At 69.5% G+C, this 15,723-nt stretch carries 17 protein-coding genes and 1 pseudogene; 10 read left to right on the top strand and 8 right to left on the bottom strand.

Going from position 1 to position 15,723, the window contains the following annotated elements; genetic code table 11:
- Window positions 1-900: MBL fold metallo-hydrolase (locus E4O86_RS18935; protein WP_161142116.1), on the top strand; the 900-nt coding region annotated here is incomplete at its 5' end.
- Between the two features lies 1 nt (window position 901).
- On the opposite strand, the gene E4O86_RS18930 is transcribed toward E4O86_RS18935, so the two are convergent.
- From E4O86_RS18930 to E4O86_RS18920, 3 genes are all read right to left on the bottom strand, one after another.
- The gene (locus tag E4O86_RS18930; protein WP_161142115.1) at window positions 902-2,002 is read right to left on the bottom strand and encodes a YeeE/YedE family protein; all 1,101 of its coding nucleotides are present in this window, start codon (window positions 2,000-2,002) and stop codon (window positions 902-904) included.
- A 97-nt stretch (window positions 2,003-2,099) separates the two neighbouring features.
- On the bottom strand, window positions 2,100-2,450 hold the full coding sequence (locus E4O86_RS18925) for an ArsR/SmtB family transcription factor (RefSeq protein WP_425500143.1): 351 nt from the start codon (window positions 2,448-2,450) through the stop codon (window positions 2,100-2,102).
- 46 nt (window positions 2,451-2,496) lie between these two features.
- A complete protein-coding gene (locus tag E4O86_RS18920; protein WP_161142117.1) occupies window positions 2,497-2,868 on the bottom strand; it encodes a thioredoxin domain-containing protein in 372 nt (123 codons plus the stop codon).
- Window positions 2,869-2,958: 90 nt separating this feature from the next.
- Here E4O86_RS18920 and E4O86_RS18915 point away from each other — a divergent pair, with 90 nt between their 5' ends.
- The 9 genes from E4O86_RS18915 (at window position 2,959) to E4O86_RS18875 (ending at window position 10,426) form a co-directional block, all read left to right on the top strand.
- A complete protein-coding gene (locus E4O86_RS18915) occupies window positions 2,959-3,693 on the top strand; it encodes a cytochrome c biogenesis CcdA family protein (protein ID WP_161142113.1) in 735 nt (244 codons plus the stop codon).
- Between the two features lie 14 nt (window positions 3,694-3,707).
- Window positions 3,708-4,289, top strand: coding sequence for a SoxW family protein (locus E4O86_RS18910; protein ID WP_161142112.1), 582 nt, complete (start codon window positions 3,708-3,710; stop codon window positions 4,287-4,289).
- Window positions 4,290-4,416: 127 nt separating this feature from the next.
- Entirely contained in the window at window positions 4,417-4,881 is a 465-nt protein-coding gene (gene soxX, locus E4O86_RS18905) for a sulfur oxidation c-type cytochrome SoxX (protein WP_161142111.1), read from the top strand.
- Between the two features lie 24 nt (window positions 4,882-4,905).
- On the top strand, window positions 4,906-5,361 hold the full coding sequence (gene soxY / locus E4O86_RS18900; RefSeq protein ID WP_161142110.1) for a thiosulfate oxidation carrier protein SoxY: 456 nt from the start codon (window positions 4,906-4,908) through the stop codon (window positions 5,359-5,361).
- A gap of 15 nt (window positions 5,362-5,376) precedes the next feature.
- Window positions 5,377-5,706 carry a thiosulfate oxidation carrier complex protein SoxZ gene (gene soxZ, locus E4O86_RS18895; RefSeq protein WP_161142109.1) on the top strand — a complete coding sequence of 110 codons (330 nt, stop codon included), beginning with the start codon at window positions 5,377-5,379 and terminating at the stop codon, window positions 5,704-5,706.
- A 39-nt stretch (window positions 5,707-5,745) separates the two neighbouring features.
- Window positions 5,746-6,600 carry a sulfur oxidation c-type cytochrome SoxA gene (gene soxA, locus E4O86_RS18890; RefSeq protein ID WP_161142108.1) on the top strand — a complete coding sequence of 285 codons (855 nt, stop codon included), beginning with the start codon at window positions 5,746-5,748 and terminating at the stop codon, window positions 6,598-6,600.
- Window positions 6,601-6,694: 94 nt separating this feature from the next.
- Window positions 6,695-8,386, top strand: coding sequence for a thiosulfohydrolase SoxB (soxB, locus tag E4O86_RS18885; RefSeq protein ID WP_161142107.1), 1,692 nt, complete (start codon window positions 6,695-6,697; stop codon window positions 8,384-8,386).
- A 92-nt stretch (window positions 8,387-8,478) separates the two neighbouring features.
- Window positions 8,479-9,765 (top strand): sulfite dehydrogenase, encoded by a 1,287-nt coding sequence (gene soxC / locus E4O86_RS18880; RefSeq protein ID WP_161142106.1) that lies wholly within the window; start codon window positions 8,479-8,481, stop codon window positions 9,763-9,765.
- Complete coding sequence (locus E4O86_RS18875) at window positions 9,749-10,426, top strand: c-type cytochrome (RefSeq protein ID WP_161142105.1); 678 nt, start codon at window positions 9,749-9,751, stop codon at window positions 10,424-10,426. Before soxC ends, E4O86_RS18875 begins: the two co-directional genes overlap by 17 nt.
- Before the next feature lie 45 nt (window positions 10,427-10,471).
- Here E4O86_RS18875 and E4O86_RS18870 read toward each other — a convergent pair whose 3' ends face one another.
- From E4O86_RS18870 to E4O86_RS18850, 5 genes and pseudogenes are all read right to left on the bottom strand, one after another.
- The gene (locus tag E4O86_RS18870) at window positions 10,472-11,662 is read right to left on the bottom strand and encodes a urate hydroxylase PuuD (protein WP_161142104.1); all 1,191 of its coding nucleotides are present in this window, start codon (window positions 11,660-11,662) and stop codon (window positions 10,472-10,474) included.
- Window positions 11,663-11,669: 7 nt separating this feature from the next.
- Entirely contained in the window at window positions 11,670-12,149 is a 480-nt protein-coding gene (locus tag E4O86_RS18865) for a nucleoside deaminase (protein ID WP_161142103.1), read from the bottom strand.
- Window positions 12,142-13,119 carry a xanthine dehydrogenase accessory protein XdhC gene (gene xdhC / locus E4O86_RS18860; RefSeq protein ID WP_161142102.1) on the bottom strand — a complete coding sequence of 326 codons (978 nt, stop codon included), beginning with the start codon at window positions 13,117-13,119 and terminating at the stop codon, window positions 12,142-12,144. The genes E4O86_RS18865 and xdhC overlap by 8 nt, the downstream gene beginning before the upstream one ends.
- Window positions 13,119-15,512, bottom strand: a complete 2,394-nt coding sequence (gene xdhB, locus E4O86_RS18855) for a xanthine dehydrogenase molybdopterin binding subunit (RefSeq protein WP_161142101.1) — start codon at window positions 15,510-15,512, stop codon at window positions 13,119-13,121. The genes xdhC and xdhB overlap by 1 nt, the downstream gene beginning before the upstream one ends.
- A pseudogene (locus E4O86_RS18850) lies at window positions 15,505-15,723 on the bottom strand (xanthine dehydrogenase small subunit); the annotation flags it as partial. The pseudogene E4O86_RS18850 and the gene xdhB, both read right to left, overlap by 8 nt.

The following is a 15,723-nucleotide window of genomic DNA, read 5'->3' as shown; positions in this document are numbered from 1 at the left end:
GCCGCCGCGACCGCGCTCGCGCCGCTCCTGCCGCTCCGTGCCGGCCGCGCCCTCGCCGCCGAGCCGCACCGGCAGGCGCTCGGCGCGGACGAGGTGAGGGTGGTGAGCGACGGCAACCTCGTCTTCCGCCCCGCCAAGTTCTTGGCGCCGGAGGCCGACGACGCCGCCTTCGCCGCGCTGATGGAGGGCTACGGCCTGCCGCTCGACGAAGCGAAGCCGGCCTGCAACGTCGTGCTGCTGCGGCAGGCGGACCGGCTGGTGCTCTTCGACGCCGGTGCCGGTCCCCGCTTCATGGAAAGCGCCGGCAGGCTTCCCGCTAACCTGGAGGCCGCGGGCATCGACCCCGCCGAAATCACCGACCTCGTCTTCACGCACGGCCATCCCGACCACCTCTGGGGGGTGCTCGACGATTTCGACGAGGAGGTGTTCCCGGAGGCGCGCTACCACGTCGCCCGGCCGGAATGGGACTTCTGGATGGGCGCGGACATCATGGCGCGGCTGCCGGAGGCGCAGCAGGCCTTCGCGGCGGGCGCCAGGCGGAACTTCGCCGCGATCGAGGCGCGCGTCGCCTTCTTCGACCCCGGCCAGGAGGTCGTTCCGGGGGTGGAGGCGATCGAGACCTTCGGCCACACGCCGGGCCACGTCTCCTTTGCGCTCCGCTCGGGCGGGGACACGCTGGTCCTGACCGGCGACGCGATCAGCCATGCCGCCGTCTCCTTCGAGCGGCCGGACTGGGTGACCTCGACCGATTTCGACCGCGGCCTCGGCGCCGCGACGCGGGCGAAGCTCCTCGACCGGCTGGCGGCGGAGAAGACGCCGCTCCTCAGCTATCACCTCCCCTATCCGGGGATCGGCTTCGCCGAGCGCAAGGGGACCGCCTACCGCTTCGCGCCCGCCTGAGCTACTCCGCCGGCGTGCCGGCGAAGGGCGTGAAGAGGCCGCGCAGCGAACCTTCCATCAGCCAGACGAGCCCGACCCGCGCCCCGGCGAAGATCGACAGCATCACCACCGGGGCGGAGACGGCGAGCGTCGAGGCGGCCGAGACGCCCTGCCCGATCGTGCAGCCGCCGGCGAGAATGCCGCCCACGCCCATCAGGAGGGCGCCGAGCATGTGCCGCTTCAGCTCGTGCGCGTCGTCGCAGGCCTCCCAGCGAAGATCCCGGCGCCGGCGCGAGGCGAGCACGGCCCCGAAGAGAACGCCGAAGAGGAGCCCGACGCCGTAATCGGGGATCGTGCCGGTGACGGTCGCGACCGCGAGCAGCGCATCGGCATAGGTGACGACGAAGGAGGCCGATTCGAGCTGGACCGGCTGCAGCGCGAGCGAGTGGTCGCGGATCGTCGCGGTGATGAGCCAGCCGGCCGCGACGAGGAGGCCGATCGCCGTGCCCGCCGCGATCTGGCCGCCGTTCCGCCGGTAGCGGCCGTCGCGGAACACCCAGGCGAGAATCGCGCCGGATACGAGCGCGGCGAGAAGCGCGCGTCCCCCGCCGCCGCCATGGGCCTGCAAGAGGCCGACGAGCGACTGGTCGGCCGCCGGAGCGAGATCGAGGGCGAAGCGCTCCACGAGATGGACGCGCGCGAGGCCGACCAGCCCGCGCTGGGCGGCGAGGGCGGCGACGGCGAGGACGAGGATGACGACGAGCGACCTCAGGCTGCCGCCGCCGAGACGGATCAGCGCGCCGAAGCCGCAGGTGCCGACGAGCGCCATGCCGAGCCCGAACGCCAGGCCGCCGCCGACGGCGCCGAGAAGGGAGAGCCGCGGCTCCAGGTAGAACGCGCCGGTCAGGTCGATCAGTCCGGCGACGATCATGGCCTGGGTCGCCGCGATCGCCACCGCGACCGCGAGTGCCCAGGTCCGCAGCCCGGTCGAATCGCCGGCATACCAGTGCCGCTCCAGCGCGCCGAGCGTGCAGAACCGGCTCGCGCGCGCCGCATAGCCGAGCCCGGTGCCGACGGCGAAGCCGAGCACCGGCAACAGGACGATCGGATCGAAACCGAACATCGGGCGTCTCCCTATCCGGCCGCCCGGCTCTTCTGCCCGGGCGCAGCCCGGGACGACGGCCGGGTCGACCGCCTGCGCCGAACGCCGGCGCCGCGCCTCACGCCCCGACCTGCCGCACCTTGCGGCAGAACAGGTCGTACAAGGTCGAAATCACTACCGAAACCTCAGCATCGGCAAGGCTGTAATAGATGGTCCGGCCCTCCCGGCGCGTGTTCACCAGCCGGTCGAAGCGCAGCCGCGCGAGCTGCTGCGAGACGGTCGGCTGCGGCAGCGTGAGCAATTGCTCAAGCTCGGTCACCGATTTCTCGCCTTCGGCGAGCAGGCAGAGGATCAGCAGGCGGCTCTCATGCGCAAGCGCCTTCAGCAGATCGCTCGCCTGCCGCGCCTGTTCCATCAGTGCCGCGACGTCGGCGGGGGTCTTCGGGCTCTTCAGGACTGTCTCGGGCATGGACATCGCAACGAGATTGATGACTCCGTGAGTCTATAGAAGCGTTCTAGTCGGCGGAAGCGGCGCGGCTGCGCGCCGGCAGCCGCGCGATCATTTCGTCGAGGAGCGGCCAGAAGAAATCGTCGCCCGGATAGCCGCGGATGCGCCCGATCTCGCTGCCGCCCTCGACCAGGATGAAGACCGGCGTGAAGCGCTCCCTCACGATGCCGGCGAGATCCGGCGGCCAGGGCTCGACGATCGAGACGCGGCGGAGCGGCGCGATCCGCCCCTCCTCAGTCTTGGGATAGGCGGGCGCGATCTCGGCGTCGAAGCGCGCGCACCAGGGGCAGGCCGGCTGCTCGAGCATGACGAGCTCGGCGGCGCCCGCGGGGGCCGCCACACAGAAGGCGAACAGGACGGCGAGGAGTCGCAGCACGATTTTCGTCCAGACGGTGCGGGCTTCCGATATATAGGAAGAAGCGAATATCTACCAAGCCGCCAGGATGCGGCCGGAGGAAAGGGATCGATCTTGCTCGACGTCTCGGTGCTCGGCGCGCTGACCGCGGGGCTGCTGTCCTTCGTCTCGCCCTGCGTGCTTCCGATCGTGCCGCCCTATCTCGCCTTCCTTGCCGGGGTGTCGCTCGACGAGCTTTCGGACGAGACGGGCCGCGGCGAGACCGGGCGGCGCGTGCTCCTCTCGGCGATCGCCTTCGTGCTCGGCTTCTCGACCGTCTTCGTCGCGCTCGGGGCGACGGCGAGCGTGATCGGGCAGACGATCGCGCGGCACCTCGACGTGCTGGCGATCGTGGCGGGCGTCCTCATCATCGTGATGGGCCTGCATTTCCTCGGCGTGTTCCGGATCGCGCTCCTCTACCGGGAGGCGCGCGTCCAGGTCGAGCGCAAGCCGCCGGGGCTTCTCGGCGCCTATGTCATGGGGCTCGCCTTCGCGTTCGGCTGGACGCCCTGCGTCGGCCCGGTGCTGGCGGCGATCCTGTTCGTGGCCGGAACGGAGGACACGATCCTGCGCGGGGCGACGCTGCTCCTCGTCTATTCGCTCGGGCTCGGCATACCCTTCGTGCTCGCGGCCGGCTTCGCCCCCGTGTTCCTCGGCTGGGCGCGCCGGTTCCGCCGGCACATGCCGACCGTCGAGAGGACGATGGGCGCCTTCCTGGTGCTTACCGGGATCCTCTTCATCACCGGCCAGATGACCGCCCTCTCCTACTGGCTGCTGGAGACCTTCCCCGCGCTCGGGGCGGTCGGCTGACGAAAGGGAACACGATGCTGAAGGTATTCGCGCTCGCGCTCGCCGTCCTTGCCGGGGCCGCCAATGCGGGGGCGGCCACGCTCGGCGATGACGGGCTCCACAAGGAGGACTGGTTCTCGCTCACCTTCCGCGACATGCGGGAGGACATCGAGGCCGCCCGCGCGCAGGGCAAGCGGCTTGCGATCGTGTTCGAGCAGCGCGGCTGCATCTACTGCAAGCGGCTGCACGAGGAGGTCCTCTCCGATCCCGAGGTGCGGGACTACATCCGCGGCAATTACATGGTGGTGCAGTACAACCTCTTCGGCGACGAGGAGGTGACCGACCTCGACGGCGAGGTGCTGACCGAGAAGAAGGCGGCGCGGAAGTGGGGCATCGTCTTCACGCCGACCGTCATCTTCCTGCCCGAGGAGCCGGTCGACGCCCCGGTCAGCGAGGCCGCGGTGCAGGTGATGCCCGGCCAGTTCGGAAAGATGACCACGCTCAACATGTTCCGCTGGGTCCGCGAGAAGGGCTATGCCGGCGACGAGCACTTCCAGACCTATCACGCGCGCAAGCTCCAGGAGATGCGGGCCGCCGGCGACACTCTTTCCGACTGATCCACGATGAAGCTTGACACATTCAAATAAACGAATTTATCGATAGGGATCACGAGGGTCGGAGCTCGGCTTCGGCCGAGCTCAAGAGCCGGCAAGGCGCGGGCGGCAATCGGCGGGGGGAAGCGGAATGAGAGGCTTGGTGGCGGCGGCCGGAGCGGTCGCGTTGGTAATGGCGAGCGTCGCCGCGGCGGCTGCCGTGACGGCGCCGGAGGAGGTGAAGGTCGAGGACATGACCGTCGCCGCCTCGCTCACGGGCCAGCCCGGCGATCCGGCCAAGGGCCGCAGCGTCTTCTCGAGCCGCTCCCTCGGCAACTGCCTCGCCTGCCATGCCAATGCGGATCTCGCCAACGAGCTCTTCCAAGGCGATGTCGGCCCGGACCTCACCGATGTCGGCGGCCGCTACGAACCGGGGCAGCTGCGGGCGATCGTCGTCGATTCCAAGCAGGTGTTCGGCGAACAGACGGTGATGCCGGCCTTCTACCACGCCATCACGGACCAGCGGGTCCGCAAGGATCTCGCCGGCAAGCCGATCCTGACGGCGGAGCAGGTCGAGGATCTCGTGGCCTATCTGGTGACGCTCAAGGGCAAGTAGGTCCGGAGCGAAGGGAGAATGGGAATGCATGTCACACGACGCAGCGCGCTCGCGCTCGGCGCCGGGGCCGCGGTCCTCGTCGGCGCCGCCCTGAGATCCGGAGGGGCCGAGGCCGCCGCCGAGGATACCGCGAAGGCGATCAGCGACCTCGCCGGAGGCAAGGAGCCGCAGGCCGGCCGGATCACCCTCACCGCGCCCGAAATCGCGGAGAACGGCAACACGGTGCCGATCTCGGTCTCCGTCGACGGCGACCTCGCCGCGCCGGACGCCGTGGAGACCGTCACCATCTTCGCCGAAGGCAACCCGAATCCGGGCGTCGTGTCGTTCCACTTCACGCCGCTCAGCGGCAGCGCGGAAGCCTCGACCCGGATGCGCCTCGCGAAGACGCAGAACGTGATCGCCGTCGCCAAGATGCGGGACGGCTCCGTCTACATGGACAAGAAGGAAGTCAAGGTGACGATCGGCGGCTGCGGCGGCTGATCTGGGAGAACGACAATGGCAGCGAACGTCAAACCGCGGGTGCGGGTCCCGAAAACCGCCTCCAAGGACGAGGTGATCGTCATCAAGACGCTGATCAACCACGAGATGGAAACCGGCCTGCGCAAGGACAAGGACGGCAAGATCATCCCGCGGCAGATCATCAACAAGTTCACCGCGGAGTTCAACGGCCAGAAGGTCTTCGAGGCCGATCTGGAGCCGGCGATCTCGGCGAACCCCTATTTCGAGTTCAGCGTGAAGGTGCCCGAGAGCGGCACGATGAAGTTCACCTGGGTCGACGACAACGGATCGTCCTACACCGAAGAACAGAAGATCGAAGTCCAGTAAGGACGGCGCGCGACGCGAAGGCGCCGAGGGGGGAACGGAATGAAGGGACAACTCGGGATGGCCGGCCTCGGACTCGCCGCGCTGCTTTCGATGGGCTCGGCGGCGAGCGCCCAGGACGCGGACAAGCTGGTCATCAACGGCGATCTTGAGATGACCACCCGGGCGCCGGCCCCCGAAGGGCTGCCGTTCGAGGAGGTGATCTCCGGCTGGCATTTCCGCGAGGACGAGACGCAGGCGCTCGAGACCGACGATTTCGACAATCCCGGCATGCTGATGGTCGAACGCGGCCAGGACCTCTGGAACGAGGTGCAGGGGGCGGCCGGCAAGTCGTGCGCGAGCTGCCACGGCGAGGCGGCGGAAAGCATGAAGGGCGTCGGCGCCAAGACGCCGTTCTGGAGCGCCGAGGCGAAGCGACCCGTCAATCTCGAGCTCCAGATCAACCAGTGCCGCACCGAACGCATGCAGGCCGAGCCCTACAAGTTCGACGATCCGGACCAGATCGCGATGGTGAGCTTCGTCCGCTTCCAGTCGCGCGGCATGCCGGTGAAGCTCGACCTCGACCAGGGCGACATGAAGGCCTGGTGGGAGCGGGGCAAGGAGCTCTACTACACCCGCTTCGGCCAGCTCGACTTCTCCTGCGCGAGCTGCCACGAGCAGAATGCCGGCAAGTATCTCCGCGCGGACTATCTGAGCCAGGGCCAGATCAACGGCTTCCCGACCTACCGCCTGAAGGACGCCACGCTCATCTCGACCCACAACCGCTTCAAGGGCTGCGTCAGGGACACGCGGGCGGAGCCCTTCCAGCCGCTGTCCGACGAGTTCATGGCGCTCGAGGTCTATGTCGCCTGGCGCGGCACGGGGCTCGCCGTCGAGACCCCGGCCGTGCGTCACTGACGGGGTCTCCGGGGCCCGATCCGGCCTTCATCGCGGCGGGCAGCCTCTCGCTGGCCGCCGTTTCTGTTTCGTCGCCTTTCGAGCGAGGTGCGTCATGATATCCCGTCGCGAATTCCTCCAGGCGGCAGGCGCGGCCGCCGCCCTTGTCGGCGCCAGCGGCTTCGGCGGGTGGGCCCGGCTCGCGGCTCAGCAGGCGCTGCGCGAGGACGACCTCCTCGCCTTCGAGCCGATGGGCAATGTCACGCTCGTCCATCTGACCGACATCCACGCCCAGCTGAAGCCGGTCTATTTCCGCGAGCCCGACATCAATCTCGGCGTGGGGCCTGCGGCGGGGCTGCCGCCGCACCTCACCGGCGAGGCCTTCCTGAAGCGCTTCGGGATCCAGCCGAAGACGCCGGAGGCCTATGCGCTGACCTCGGTGGACTTCGCGGCGCTCGCGAAGGAATACGGCCGGATGGGCGGCATCGACCGGATCGCGACCGTGCTGAAGCGGATCCGCGCCGAGCGCGGCGACCGCACGCTCTTCCTCGACGGCGGCGACACCTGGCAGGGCAGCTTCACCTCGCTCCAGACGCGGGGCGAGGACATGGTGACCGTCATGAACGCGCTCGCCCCCGATGCCATGACGGGGCACTGGGAGTTCACCTACGGCACCGAGCGCGTGAAGGAGCTCGTCGACGCCCTCCCCTTCCCCTTCCTCGGCTCCAACATCTACGACGACGAGTGGCAGGAGCCGGCCTTCGAGGCCTGGAAGATGTTCGAGCGCGGCGGCGCCAAGGTCGCCGTCATCGGCCAGGCCTTTCCCTATACGCCGATCGCCAATCCGCGCTGGATGTTCCCCGACTGGTCGTTCGGCATCCGCGAGGAGGACGTCGCCAAGCACGTCGCCGAGGCGCGCGCCGACGGGGCGGACCTCGTCGTGCTCCTCTCCCATAACGGCTTCGACGTCGACCGGAAGCTCGCCGGCCGGGTGCCGGGCATCGACGTCATCCTCACCGGCCATACCCATGACGCGCTGCCGGCGCCGGTGCTCGTCGGCAAGACCGTGCTCGTCGCCTCCGGCTCGCACGGCAAGTTCCTCTCCCGCATCGACATCGAGGCGGGCGGCGGCGAGATGAAGGGCTTCCGCCACCGGCTGATCCCGATCTTCACCGACGCGATCGCCTCCGATCCGGAGACGGCCGCGCTCGTCGACAAGGTGCGCGCGCCCTACGAGGCAGAGCTCGCCCGCGAGCTCGCCACGACCGAGAGCCTCCTCTACCGGCGCGGCAACTTCAACGGCACGTGGGACGATCTCATCTGCCAGGCGCTCCTCGAGCAGCGCGACGCCGAGATCGCGCTGTCGCCCGGCTTCCGCTGGGGCACGAGCCTGCTGCCCGGGCAGGCGATCACCGTGGAGGACATGCACACCACCTGCGCGATGACCTATCCCGAGGTCTATCGCAGCGCGATGACCGGCGACACGATCCGCGCCATCCTGGAGGACGTGGCGGACAACCTCTTCAATCCCGACCCCTATTACCAGCAGGGCGGGGACATGGTGCGCGTCGGCGGCATGGGCTACCGGATCGATCCCGCCGGCCAGATGGGCGGCCGGATCGGCGAGATGGTGCTCCTGAGCACCGGCGAGCCGATCGATCCGAAGCGCGAATATGTCGTTGCGGGCTGGGCCTCGGTCAACGAGGGCACCGAGGGACCGGCGATCTGGGACGTGGTCGAGGACCACCTTGCCGAGCACAAGAGCGTGACGATCGAGCCGAACAACTCGGTCGTCGTTTCCGGCTAGCAGCGCAATGGCGCTCGACGGGTCGGGCCCGCGCTGATATATGCAAGAAACCTAATATGACAATCCGCACTTTCGTTGCATCGGAGGATCGCATGGGCGGCAATAGCTCGGCGCCAGACCGCACAGGAACATCGAGGCGGGGCTTCCTCAGCGCAGGCCTCGCCGCCGGCACCACGCTCGCCGCCGGGGCGCTCGCCGCCCGCGGCGCGGCGGCATCCGACACCGCCATCACCGAGCTGCCGGACTGGACCCGCTATCTCGGCGAGGGCGTCGCGACCCGGCCCTACGGACATCCGTCCGAGTTCGAGTCGGGCGTCGTCCGCCGCGACGTGCCGTGGCTGACGGCCTCGCCCGAATCCTCGGTGAGCTTCACGCCGCTTCACGACCTCGACGGCATCATCACCCCGAACGGGCTGTGCTTCGAGCGCCACCACGCCGGCATCGCCGAGATCGATCCGAGCAAGCACAGGCTGATGGTCAACGGCCTCGTCGAGAAGCCGCTGGTCTTCACGATGGACGACCTCAAGCGCTTCCCGCGCGAGAACCGCGTCTACTTCCTGGAATGCGCGGCCAACAGCGGCATGGAATGGCGCGGCGCGCAGCTGAACGGCTGCCAGTACACGCACGGCATGGTCCATTGCGTGATGTATACCGGCGTGCCGCTGAAGCACATCCTGAACGAGGCCGGGCTCAGGACGAACGCGGCCTGGGTCATGCCGGAAGGCGCGGACGCGGCCGCCATGACCCGCTCCGTGCCGCTCCAGAAGGCGATGGACGACTGCCTCGTCGCCTTCAAGATGAACGGCGAGGCGCTCCGGCCCGAGCAGGGCTACCCGCTCCGCCTCGTCGTTCCCGGATGGGAAGGCAACATGTGGGTGAAATGGCTCCGCCGGATCGAGGTGGGCGACGAGCCCTGGCACACCCGCGAGGAGACCTCGAAGTACACGGATCTCCTGGAGAACGGCAAGGCGCGCCGCTTCACCTGGGTGATGGACGCCAAGTCCGTCATCACCAGCCCGTCGCCCCAGGCGCCGCTCAACCACCGGTCGGGCGCAACGGTCGTCTCCGGGCTCGCCTGGTCCGGCAATGGCAGGATCGCCCGGGTGGACGTCTCGCTCGACGGCGGCCGCAACTGGCGGCCGGCGCGGCTCGACGGCCCGGTCCTGCCGCGGGCCGTGAGCCGCTTCTATTGCGAGTTCGACTGGGACGGCTCGGACCTGCTGCTGCAGTCCCGCGCGACGGACGAGACCGGCTATGTCCAGCCCTCGAAGGAGGAACTCCGGGCCGTGCGCGGTGTGAATTCCATCTACCACAATAACGGGATCCAGACCTGGCACGTCCGGTCGAACGGAGAAGTCGAGAATGTCGAGGTTTCGTAAGCCGCTCCTCGCGGCCGGCCTCGCCGCGCTGGTGGTCGCCGGCCCGGCACTCGCAGGCCCGCTCGGCATCGGCCGCGAGGCGACGCCGGAAGAGATCGCCGCCTGGGACATCGACGTCCGCCCCGACGGACAGGGCCTGCCGGAGGGCCACGGCACCGTCGCCGAGGGGCAGACGATCTTCGAGGAGAAATGTGCGGCCTGCCACGGCGTGTTCGGCGAGGGCGAAGGCCGCTGGCCGGAGCTGGCCGGCGGCCAGGGCACGCTGCAGGACGAACGGCCGGTCAAGACCATCGGCTCGTTCTGGCCGTATCTCTCGACCGTCTACGATTATGTGCACCGCGCCATGCCGTTCGGCGACGCCGAATCGCTGACGCCAGACGAGGTCTACGCGCTCGTCGCCTACCTGCTCTACCTGAACGACATCGTCACCGACGAGGATTTCGAGCTGAGCAAGGACAATTTCGGCACCATCCGGCTGCCGAACGAGGCGAACTTCATCGACGACCCGCGTCCGGACACCGAGGTCCTGAAGGCGGGCGCGGAACCCTGCATGAAGGACTGCAAGGCGGAGCCCCCGAGGATCACCATGCGCGCCCGCATCCTCGACGTCACGCCCGATGCCGGGAATGACGAAGAGAACGCCGGCGGCTCGGTCGACTGACCGGCCGGACAGGCCCAGTCGGGGGGCGATCCGGGCGGCCCTTTCCTAGTCGAGCGGGGCGCCCGCGCTGATCCAGGAGCCGAGGAGCCGGCGCTCCTCCTCCGTCATCCCAGTGAGATTGCCGAGCGGCATCGTGTCGGAGAGCACCGCCTGCTGCTCGATCTGGGCGGCATGCGCCCTGATCTCCTCCGGCGTGTCGAACATCACGCCCTTCGGCGCCTCCGGAAAGTCCTCGCTGGTGGGCCGCGCGGAATGGCAGGTCACGCAGCGCGTCGCGATGATCGGGTGAATGTCCGAAAAGGCGACGGCGCCCGAAGGCGCCGCCACGCCGGGCCGCTGCGCGGTCACCAGGATGATCGCGAGGACGATCAGCACGGCCGCCGGAATGGCGGCGATCGCCGACCAGTCCGCCGGCCCCTTGTTGGTCTGGTTGAAATAATGGCGGATGAGCGCGCCGACCACGATGATGGCGAGCGCGATATAGGGGCTCCACGGATTCCCGAACACCACCGGATAGTGGTTCGAGATCATCATGAAGATGACCGGCAGCGTCAGGTAGTTGTTGTGGAGCGAACGCTGATGCGCGGCTATGCCGTATTTCGGATCGGGCTTCCGCCCGGCGACCAGATCCGCCACCACCACCTTCTGGTTCGGGATGATGACGAAGAAGACGCTGCCCACCATGATCGTGCCGATGAAGGCGCCGATATGGAGATAGGCGGCGCGGTCGGAGAAGACGGCGGAATAGAAGAAGGTCGCGACCGCGACGAGCACGAAGACGGCGGCGGCGAGCGGCGCCGTGCGGCCGCCGATCCGCCTGCAGAGCTGGTCGTAGATCACCCAGCCGGCCGCGAGCGAGGCGACCGAGATGGCGATCGCCTGCCACGGCGCGAGCGCGATCTTGCCGCGGTCGATCAGATAGGCGCTCGCGCCGAGATAATAGATCACCACGAGGAGCAGGAAGCCGGTGATCCAGGTGAAGTAGGCCTCCCACTTGAACCAGTGCAGATCGGGCGGCATGCGCTCCGGCGCGACTGTGTACTTCTCGGCGAGATAGAACCCGCCGCCATGCACCATCCAGCTCTCGCCGGCGATGTCGGCCGGCTGGTCCGCCCGCTTCTTCAGGCTCTGGTCGAGCCAGATGAAGTGGAACGAGGTCCCGATCCAGGCGATGCCGGCCATGATATGGGCCCAGCGGAACACGAGGTTCAGCCATTCGACGAAGACGGCCGCCATGGGTCCCTCAATAGGCGCGCTTTTCGGGCATCGACTTCCATTCGGCGAAGACCGCCTCCGCCTCGGGCAGCTCGATCCGGACCATGGGGATGAGGCGGTCCTCGATCGGCTTCGACACCTCGCCGTAGATGAGCGCGTCGTCGAAGCCGATCGCGGCGGCATGCTCGCGCGTGTTGGCGTAGTAGACGCGGTCGATGCGGGCCCAGTAGATCGCGGCGAGGCACATCGGACAGGGCTCGCAGCTCGTGTAGATCTCGCAGCCCTCGAGCGAGAAGGTGCCGAGGCTGGCGCAGGCGTTGCGGATCGCGGTCACCTCGGCATGCGCCGTCGGATCGTTCGTGGAGGTGACGCGGTTCCAGCCCTCCGCGATCACCTCCCCCGCCTTCACCACCACCGCGCCGAAGGGGCCGCCATGCCCCTCGCGCATGCGCTCGGCCGAGAGCCGGACGGCCGTCGCCATGAATTCCTTCGCCGGTGCGTCACTCATGCCGGAGATGCTCGCTCGTTGCTTCGGTTGCCTGTTCGAGCCGGATCAGGAGGTCGGCGGCAACCGCCGCCGCGATCACCGCCGGGTCCTTGCCCGCGATCGCCGGCAGGCCGATCGGGCAGGTGAGCCGGGCGAGCCGCGCGTCCGGCACGCCGGCCGCCTGCAGGCGCGCGAGAAAGCGGGCGCGCTTGGTGGCGGAGCCGATCAGGCCGAGATAGGCGAAATCGCCGCGCTTCAGCACCGCCTCGCAGACGGCCTCGTCGAGGCCATGGCTGTGCGTCATGACGAGGTACCATGCGCCGGGCGGCGCCTCCTCCACGGCGAGCTCCGGCATCGCGAGCTCCCAGAGCCGGACCTCCGCCGGGACGGCGCCGGCCTGGCCGGTCCGCCCGTCGATCCAGGTGATGTCGAGGCCGAGCGGCGCGAGCGCCCGCACCACGGCGCTCCCGACATGGCCGGCGCCGAACAGGAAGAGCGTCGCGCGCGCCGGGTTCATCCGCTCCGCGATCGTCAGCCGCCCCGCCGCCTCCGCCACCTCGAAATCCGCCACCGGCGCGCAAGCGCTTCGCCACGCGCGCACGAACCGGGACCCGGCGCCGATCGCGATGGTGCGGACGAGCGGAACGGGATCGTTGGCGGCCACCGCCAGCTTCTTCGCCCAGGCGAAATCCGCCGGCGCGAACGGCTCGAAGGCGAGCGTCACCGACCCGCCGCAGCATTGCGCGAGTTCCGGCCCGAGCGGCCAGCGTTCGACGCAGGCCGCGCCGGTCGGCAGGAGCTCGCGCGCGCGCCGGAGCGCCCGGTGCTCCAGTTCGCCGCCGCCGATCGTCCCGAAGAGCCGGTCGTCGGTCACGAGCATCTGCGCCCCGGCATCGCGCGGGGCCGAGCCCTGGACCCGCACGACATGGACGAGGACGGCGCCGCGGCCCGCCCCGAGCTCCGGCAGGAGATGGCGGAGCCAGGCGCGCATCAGGCGAAGCCCGCCCGCCGCCGCGCATCCTCCACCGCCGCGAGCACGCGCTCCGGCGTGGCCGGCGCGTCGAGATCGGGGAAGGCGCGATAGTCCGCAGCCGCCGCGACCGCGTCGACGATCGCAGAGAAGGCGGAGAGCGCCAGCATGAGCGGCGGCTCGCCGACGGCCTTCGACCGGAAGACCGTCTCCGCGCGGTTTTCCCCCTTCGACCAGATCGCGATCCGCATGTCGTCCGGGCGGTCGTTCGCGGTCGGGATCTTGTAGGTGGACGGCGCGTGCGTCCTGAGCCGCCCGGCTTCGTCCCACCAGAGCTCCTCGGTGGTGAGCCAGCCGAGCCCCTGGATGAACCCGCCCTCGATCTGGCCGAGGTCGATCGCCGGATTGAGCGAGCGGCCGACGTCGTGGAGGATGTCGACCCGGAGAACCCGGTTTTCGCCGGTCAGCGTGTCGATCGCGACCTCGCTCACCGCGGCGCCATAGGCGTAGTAGAAGAACGGCTTCCCCGAGGCGGTTTCGCGGTCGTAGTGGATGCCGGGTGTCGCATAGAAGCCCGTCGAGGAGAGCGAGACCTGGTTGAGATAGGCCTCCTGCACGAGGTCCGGAAAGCTCATCTCCTCGTTGCCGATCCTGACCCGGTTCGGCAGGAACACGATGCGATCCTCCGGCAGGCGGTACTTGGCGGCGGCGAAGGCGACGAGCCGGCCTCTGATCGCCTCGGCGGCGGCCTTCGCCGCCATGCCGTTCAGGTCGGAGCCGGAGGAGGCCGCCGTCGCCGAGGTGTTCGGCACCTTGGCCGTGGTCGTGGCGGTGATCTTCACCCGGTCGAGATCGATCTGGAAGACTTCCGCCACCACCTGCGCGACCTTCACGAACAGGCCCTGCCCCATCTCGGTGCCGCCGTGATTGAGGTGGACCGAGCCGTCCTTGTAGACGTGGACCAGCGCGCCGGCCTGGTTGAGATGCGTCGCGGTGAACGAGATGCCGAACTTCACCGGCGTGAGCGAAATGCCCTTCTTCAGGATCGGGCTTCCCGCGTTGAAGGCGCGAACCGCCTGTCTGCGGGCGCGATAGCCGGAGCTCCGCTCGAGCTCCTCCACCATCTCGGACACCACGGAATCCGTGACCTCCTGGTGGTAGGGCGTCACCGCCCCGCCCCCCGGCGGGTAGAAGTTCGCGCGCCGGACGTCGAGCGGATCGCGGCCGAGGGCGAAGGCGACCGCGTCGAGCACGCGCTCGGTCGCGATCATCCCCTGCGGGCCGCCGAAGCCCCGGAACGCGGTGTTCGAAACCGTGTGCGTCTTCAGCCGCCGCGAATGGATGCGCGCCGCCCGGAGATCGTAGGCATTGTCGGCGTGGAACATCGCGCGGTCGGCGATGCCGCCGGAAAGGTCCGCCGAATAGCCGCAGCGTGCCGCCTGCCGGAACACGGCCCCCGCGATCCGGCCCGAGCCGTCGAACCCGACCTCCCAGTCGATCCGGAAATCGTGGCGCTTGCCGGTCATCACCATGTCGTCGTCGCGGTCGACCCGGAGCTTGGCCGGCCGGCCGGTCTTCTTCGCCGCGAGCGCCGCGATGGCGGCGAAGAGCGCCGGCTGGCTCTCCTTGCCGCCGAAGCCGCCGCCCATGCGCCTGACCTCGACCGTCACCGCATGGTCCGCCACGCCGAGGACCTTCGCGACGGTGTGCTGCACCTCGCTCGGATGCTGGGTGGAGGAATGGACGAGCACGTCCTCGCCCTCCCCCGGAACGGCATAGGCGATCTGGCCCTCCAGGTAGAAATGGTCCTGGCCGCCGACCCGGATCGTGCCCGCGAGGCGACGGGGCGCGGCGGCGATCGCCGCCTCCGGGTCGCCGAGCCGCATTTCGTGCGGCGGCAGGAGATCGGCGTCGGCCGCGAGGGCGTCGTCGACCGTAAGGAGCGCCGGCAGGTCCTCGTATTCGATCCGGGCGAGGGCCGCCGCCGCCCGGGCGGCCTCCCGCGTCACGGCGGCGACGGCGAAGAGCGATTGCCCGGCATATTGCACCTCGCCCTCCGCGAAGACCGGATCGTCGTGGAAGACCGGGCTGCAATCGTTCTCGCCAGGTATGTCCCCGGCCGAAAGCACGGCGACGACGCCCGGCGCGGCGCGGACCGGAGCGAGGTCGATCGCCGCGACCCGCGCATGGGCGCGGCTGCTCGTGGCGACATGGAGATGGAGCGTCCCCGGCAGCTCGGGAATGTCGTCGACATAGACCGCGGCGCCGGTGACGTGGCGCGCGGCGCTGTCGTGAGCGACCGGGCGCGCCACGCCGCCGCGGATCGCCTTGTCCGCGGCCGCGGCGAGCTTGTGGTGCGGCACGTCGCGGAGGGTTTCGGCCTCGCCGCGATCCTGGATGCGGGTCTCAGACATCGGCGAGATCCAGGACGCGCGTGGCCGGCCGGTCCGGGGCGATCTCCATGAGGAAGCGCCGGAGGAGGTTCTGCGCCGCCTTGAGCCGGTAGCCGGCGGAGGCACGCATGTCGGTGAGCGGCGTGAAATCCCGCGCGAGCGCCGCACAGGCGGCTTCCGCGCCGCCGGCGCCGGGCCTCGCGCCGACGAGCGCGGCCTCCGCGGCGGGCGC

The sequence above is a fragment of the Propylenella binzhouense genome, assembly GCF_009866965.1.
GTDB lineage: Bacteria > Pseudomonadota > Alphaproteobacteria > Rhizobiales > Afifellaceae > Propylenella > Propylenella binzhouense.
Note: the sequence above shows the minus strand (reverse complement) of the source record. Positions and strands in the feature narration are given on the sequence as shown.

What these genes read in the sequence shown, in the direction of transcription:
- E4O86_RS18925 (WP_425500143.1), bottom strand. Translation starts at nt 2,450, where the DNA reads ATGCCCGAGACAGTCCTGAAGAGCCCGAAGACCCCCGCCGACGTCGCG.
- E4O86_RS18930 (WP_161142115.1), bottom strand. Translation starts at nt 2,002, where the DNA reads ATGTTCGGTTTCGATCCGATCGTCCTGTTGCCGGTGCTCGGCTTCGCC.
- soxA (WP_161142108.1), top strand. Translation starts at nt 5,746, where the DNA reads ATGAAGGGACAACTCGGGATGGCCGGCCTCGGACTCGCCGCGCTGCTT.
- xdhC (WP_161142102.1), bottom strand. Translation starts at nt 13,119, where the DNA reads ATGCGCGCCTGGCTCCGCCATCTCCTGCCGGAGCTCGGGGCGGGCCGC.
- E4O86_RS18865 (WP_161142103.1), bottom strand. Translation starts at nt 12,149, where the DNA reads ATGAGTGACGCACCGGCGAAGGAATTCATGGCGACGGCCGTCCGGCTC.
- xdhB (WP_161142101.1), bottom strand. Translation starts at nt 15,512, where the DNA reads ATGTCTGAGACCCGCATCCAGGATCGCGGCGAGGCCGAAACCCTCCGC.
- soxB (WP_161142107.1), top strand. Translation starts at nt 6,695, where the DNA reads ATGATATCCCGTCGCGAATTCCTCCAGGCGGCAGGCGCGGCCGCCGCC.
- soxC (WP_161142106.1), top strand. Translation starts at nt 8,479, where the DNA reads ATGGGCGGCAATAGCTCGGCGCCAGACCGCACAGGAACATCGAGGCGG.
- soxY (WP_161142110.1), top strand. Translation starts at nt 4,906, where the DNA reads ATGCATGTCACACGACGCAGCGCGCTCGCGCTCGGCGCCGGGGCCGCG.
- E4O86_RS18875 (WP_161142105.1), top strand. Translation starts at nt 9,749, where the DNA reads ATGTCGAGGTTTCGTAAGCCGCTCCTCGCGGCCGGCCTCGCCGCGCTG.
- soxX (WP_161142111.1), top strand. Translation starts at nt 4,417, where the DNA reads ATGAGAGGCTTGGTGGCGGCGGCCGGAGCGGTCGCGTTGGTAATGGCG.
- soxZ (WP_161142109.1), top strand. Translation starts at nt 5,377, where the DNA reads ATGGCAGCGAACGTCAAACCGCGGGTGCGGGTCCCGAAAACCGCCTCC.
- E4O86_RS18870 (WP_161142104.1), bottom strand. Translation starts at nt 11,662, where the DNA reads ATGGCGGCCGTCTTCGTCGAATGGCTGAACCTCGTGTTCCGCTGGGCC.
- E4O86_RS18910 (WP_161142112.1), top strand. Translation starts at nt 3,708, where the DNA reads ATGCTGAAGGTATTCGCGCTCGCGCTCGCCGTCCTTGCCGGGGCCGCC.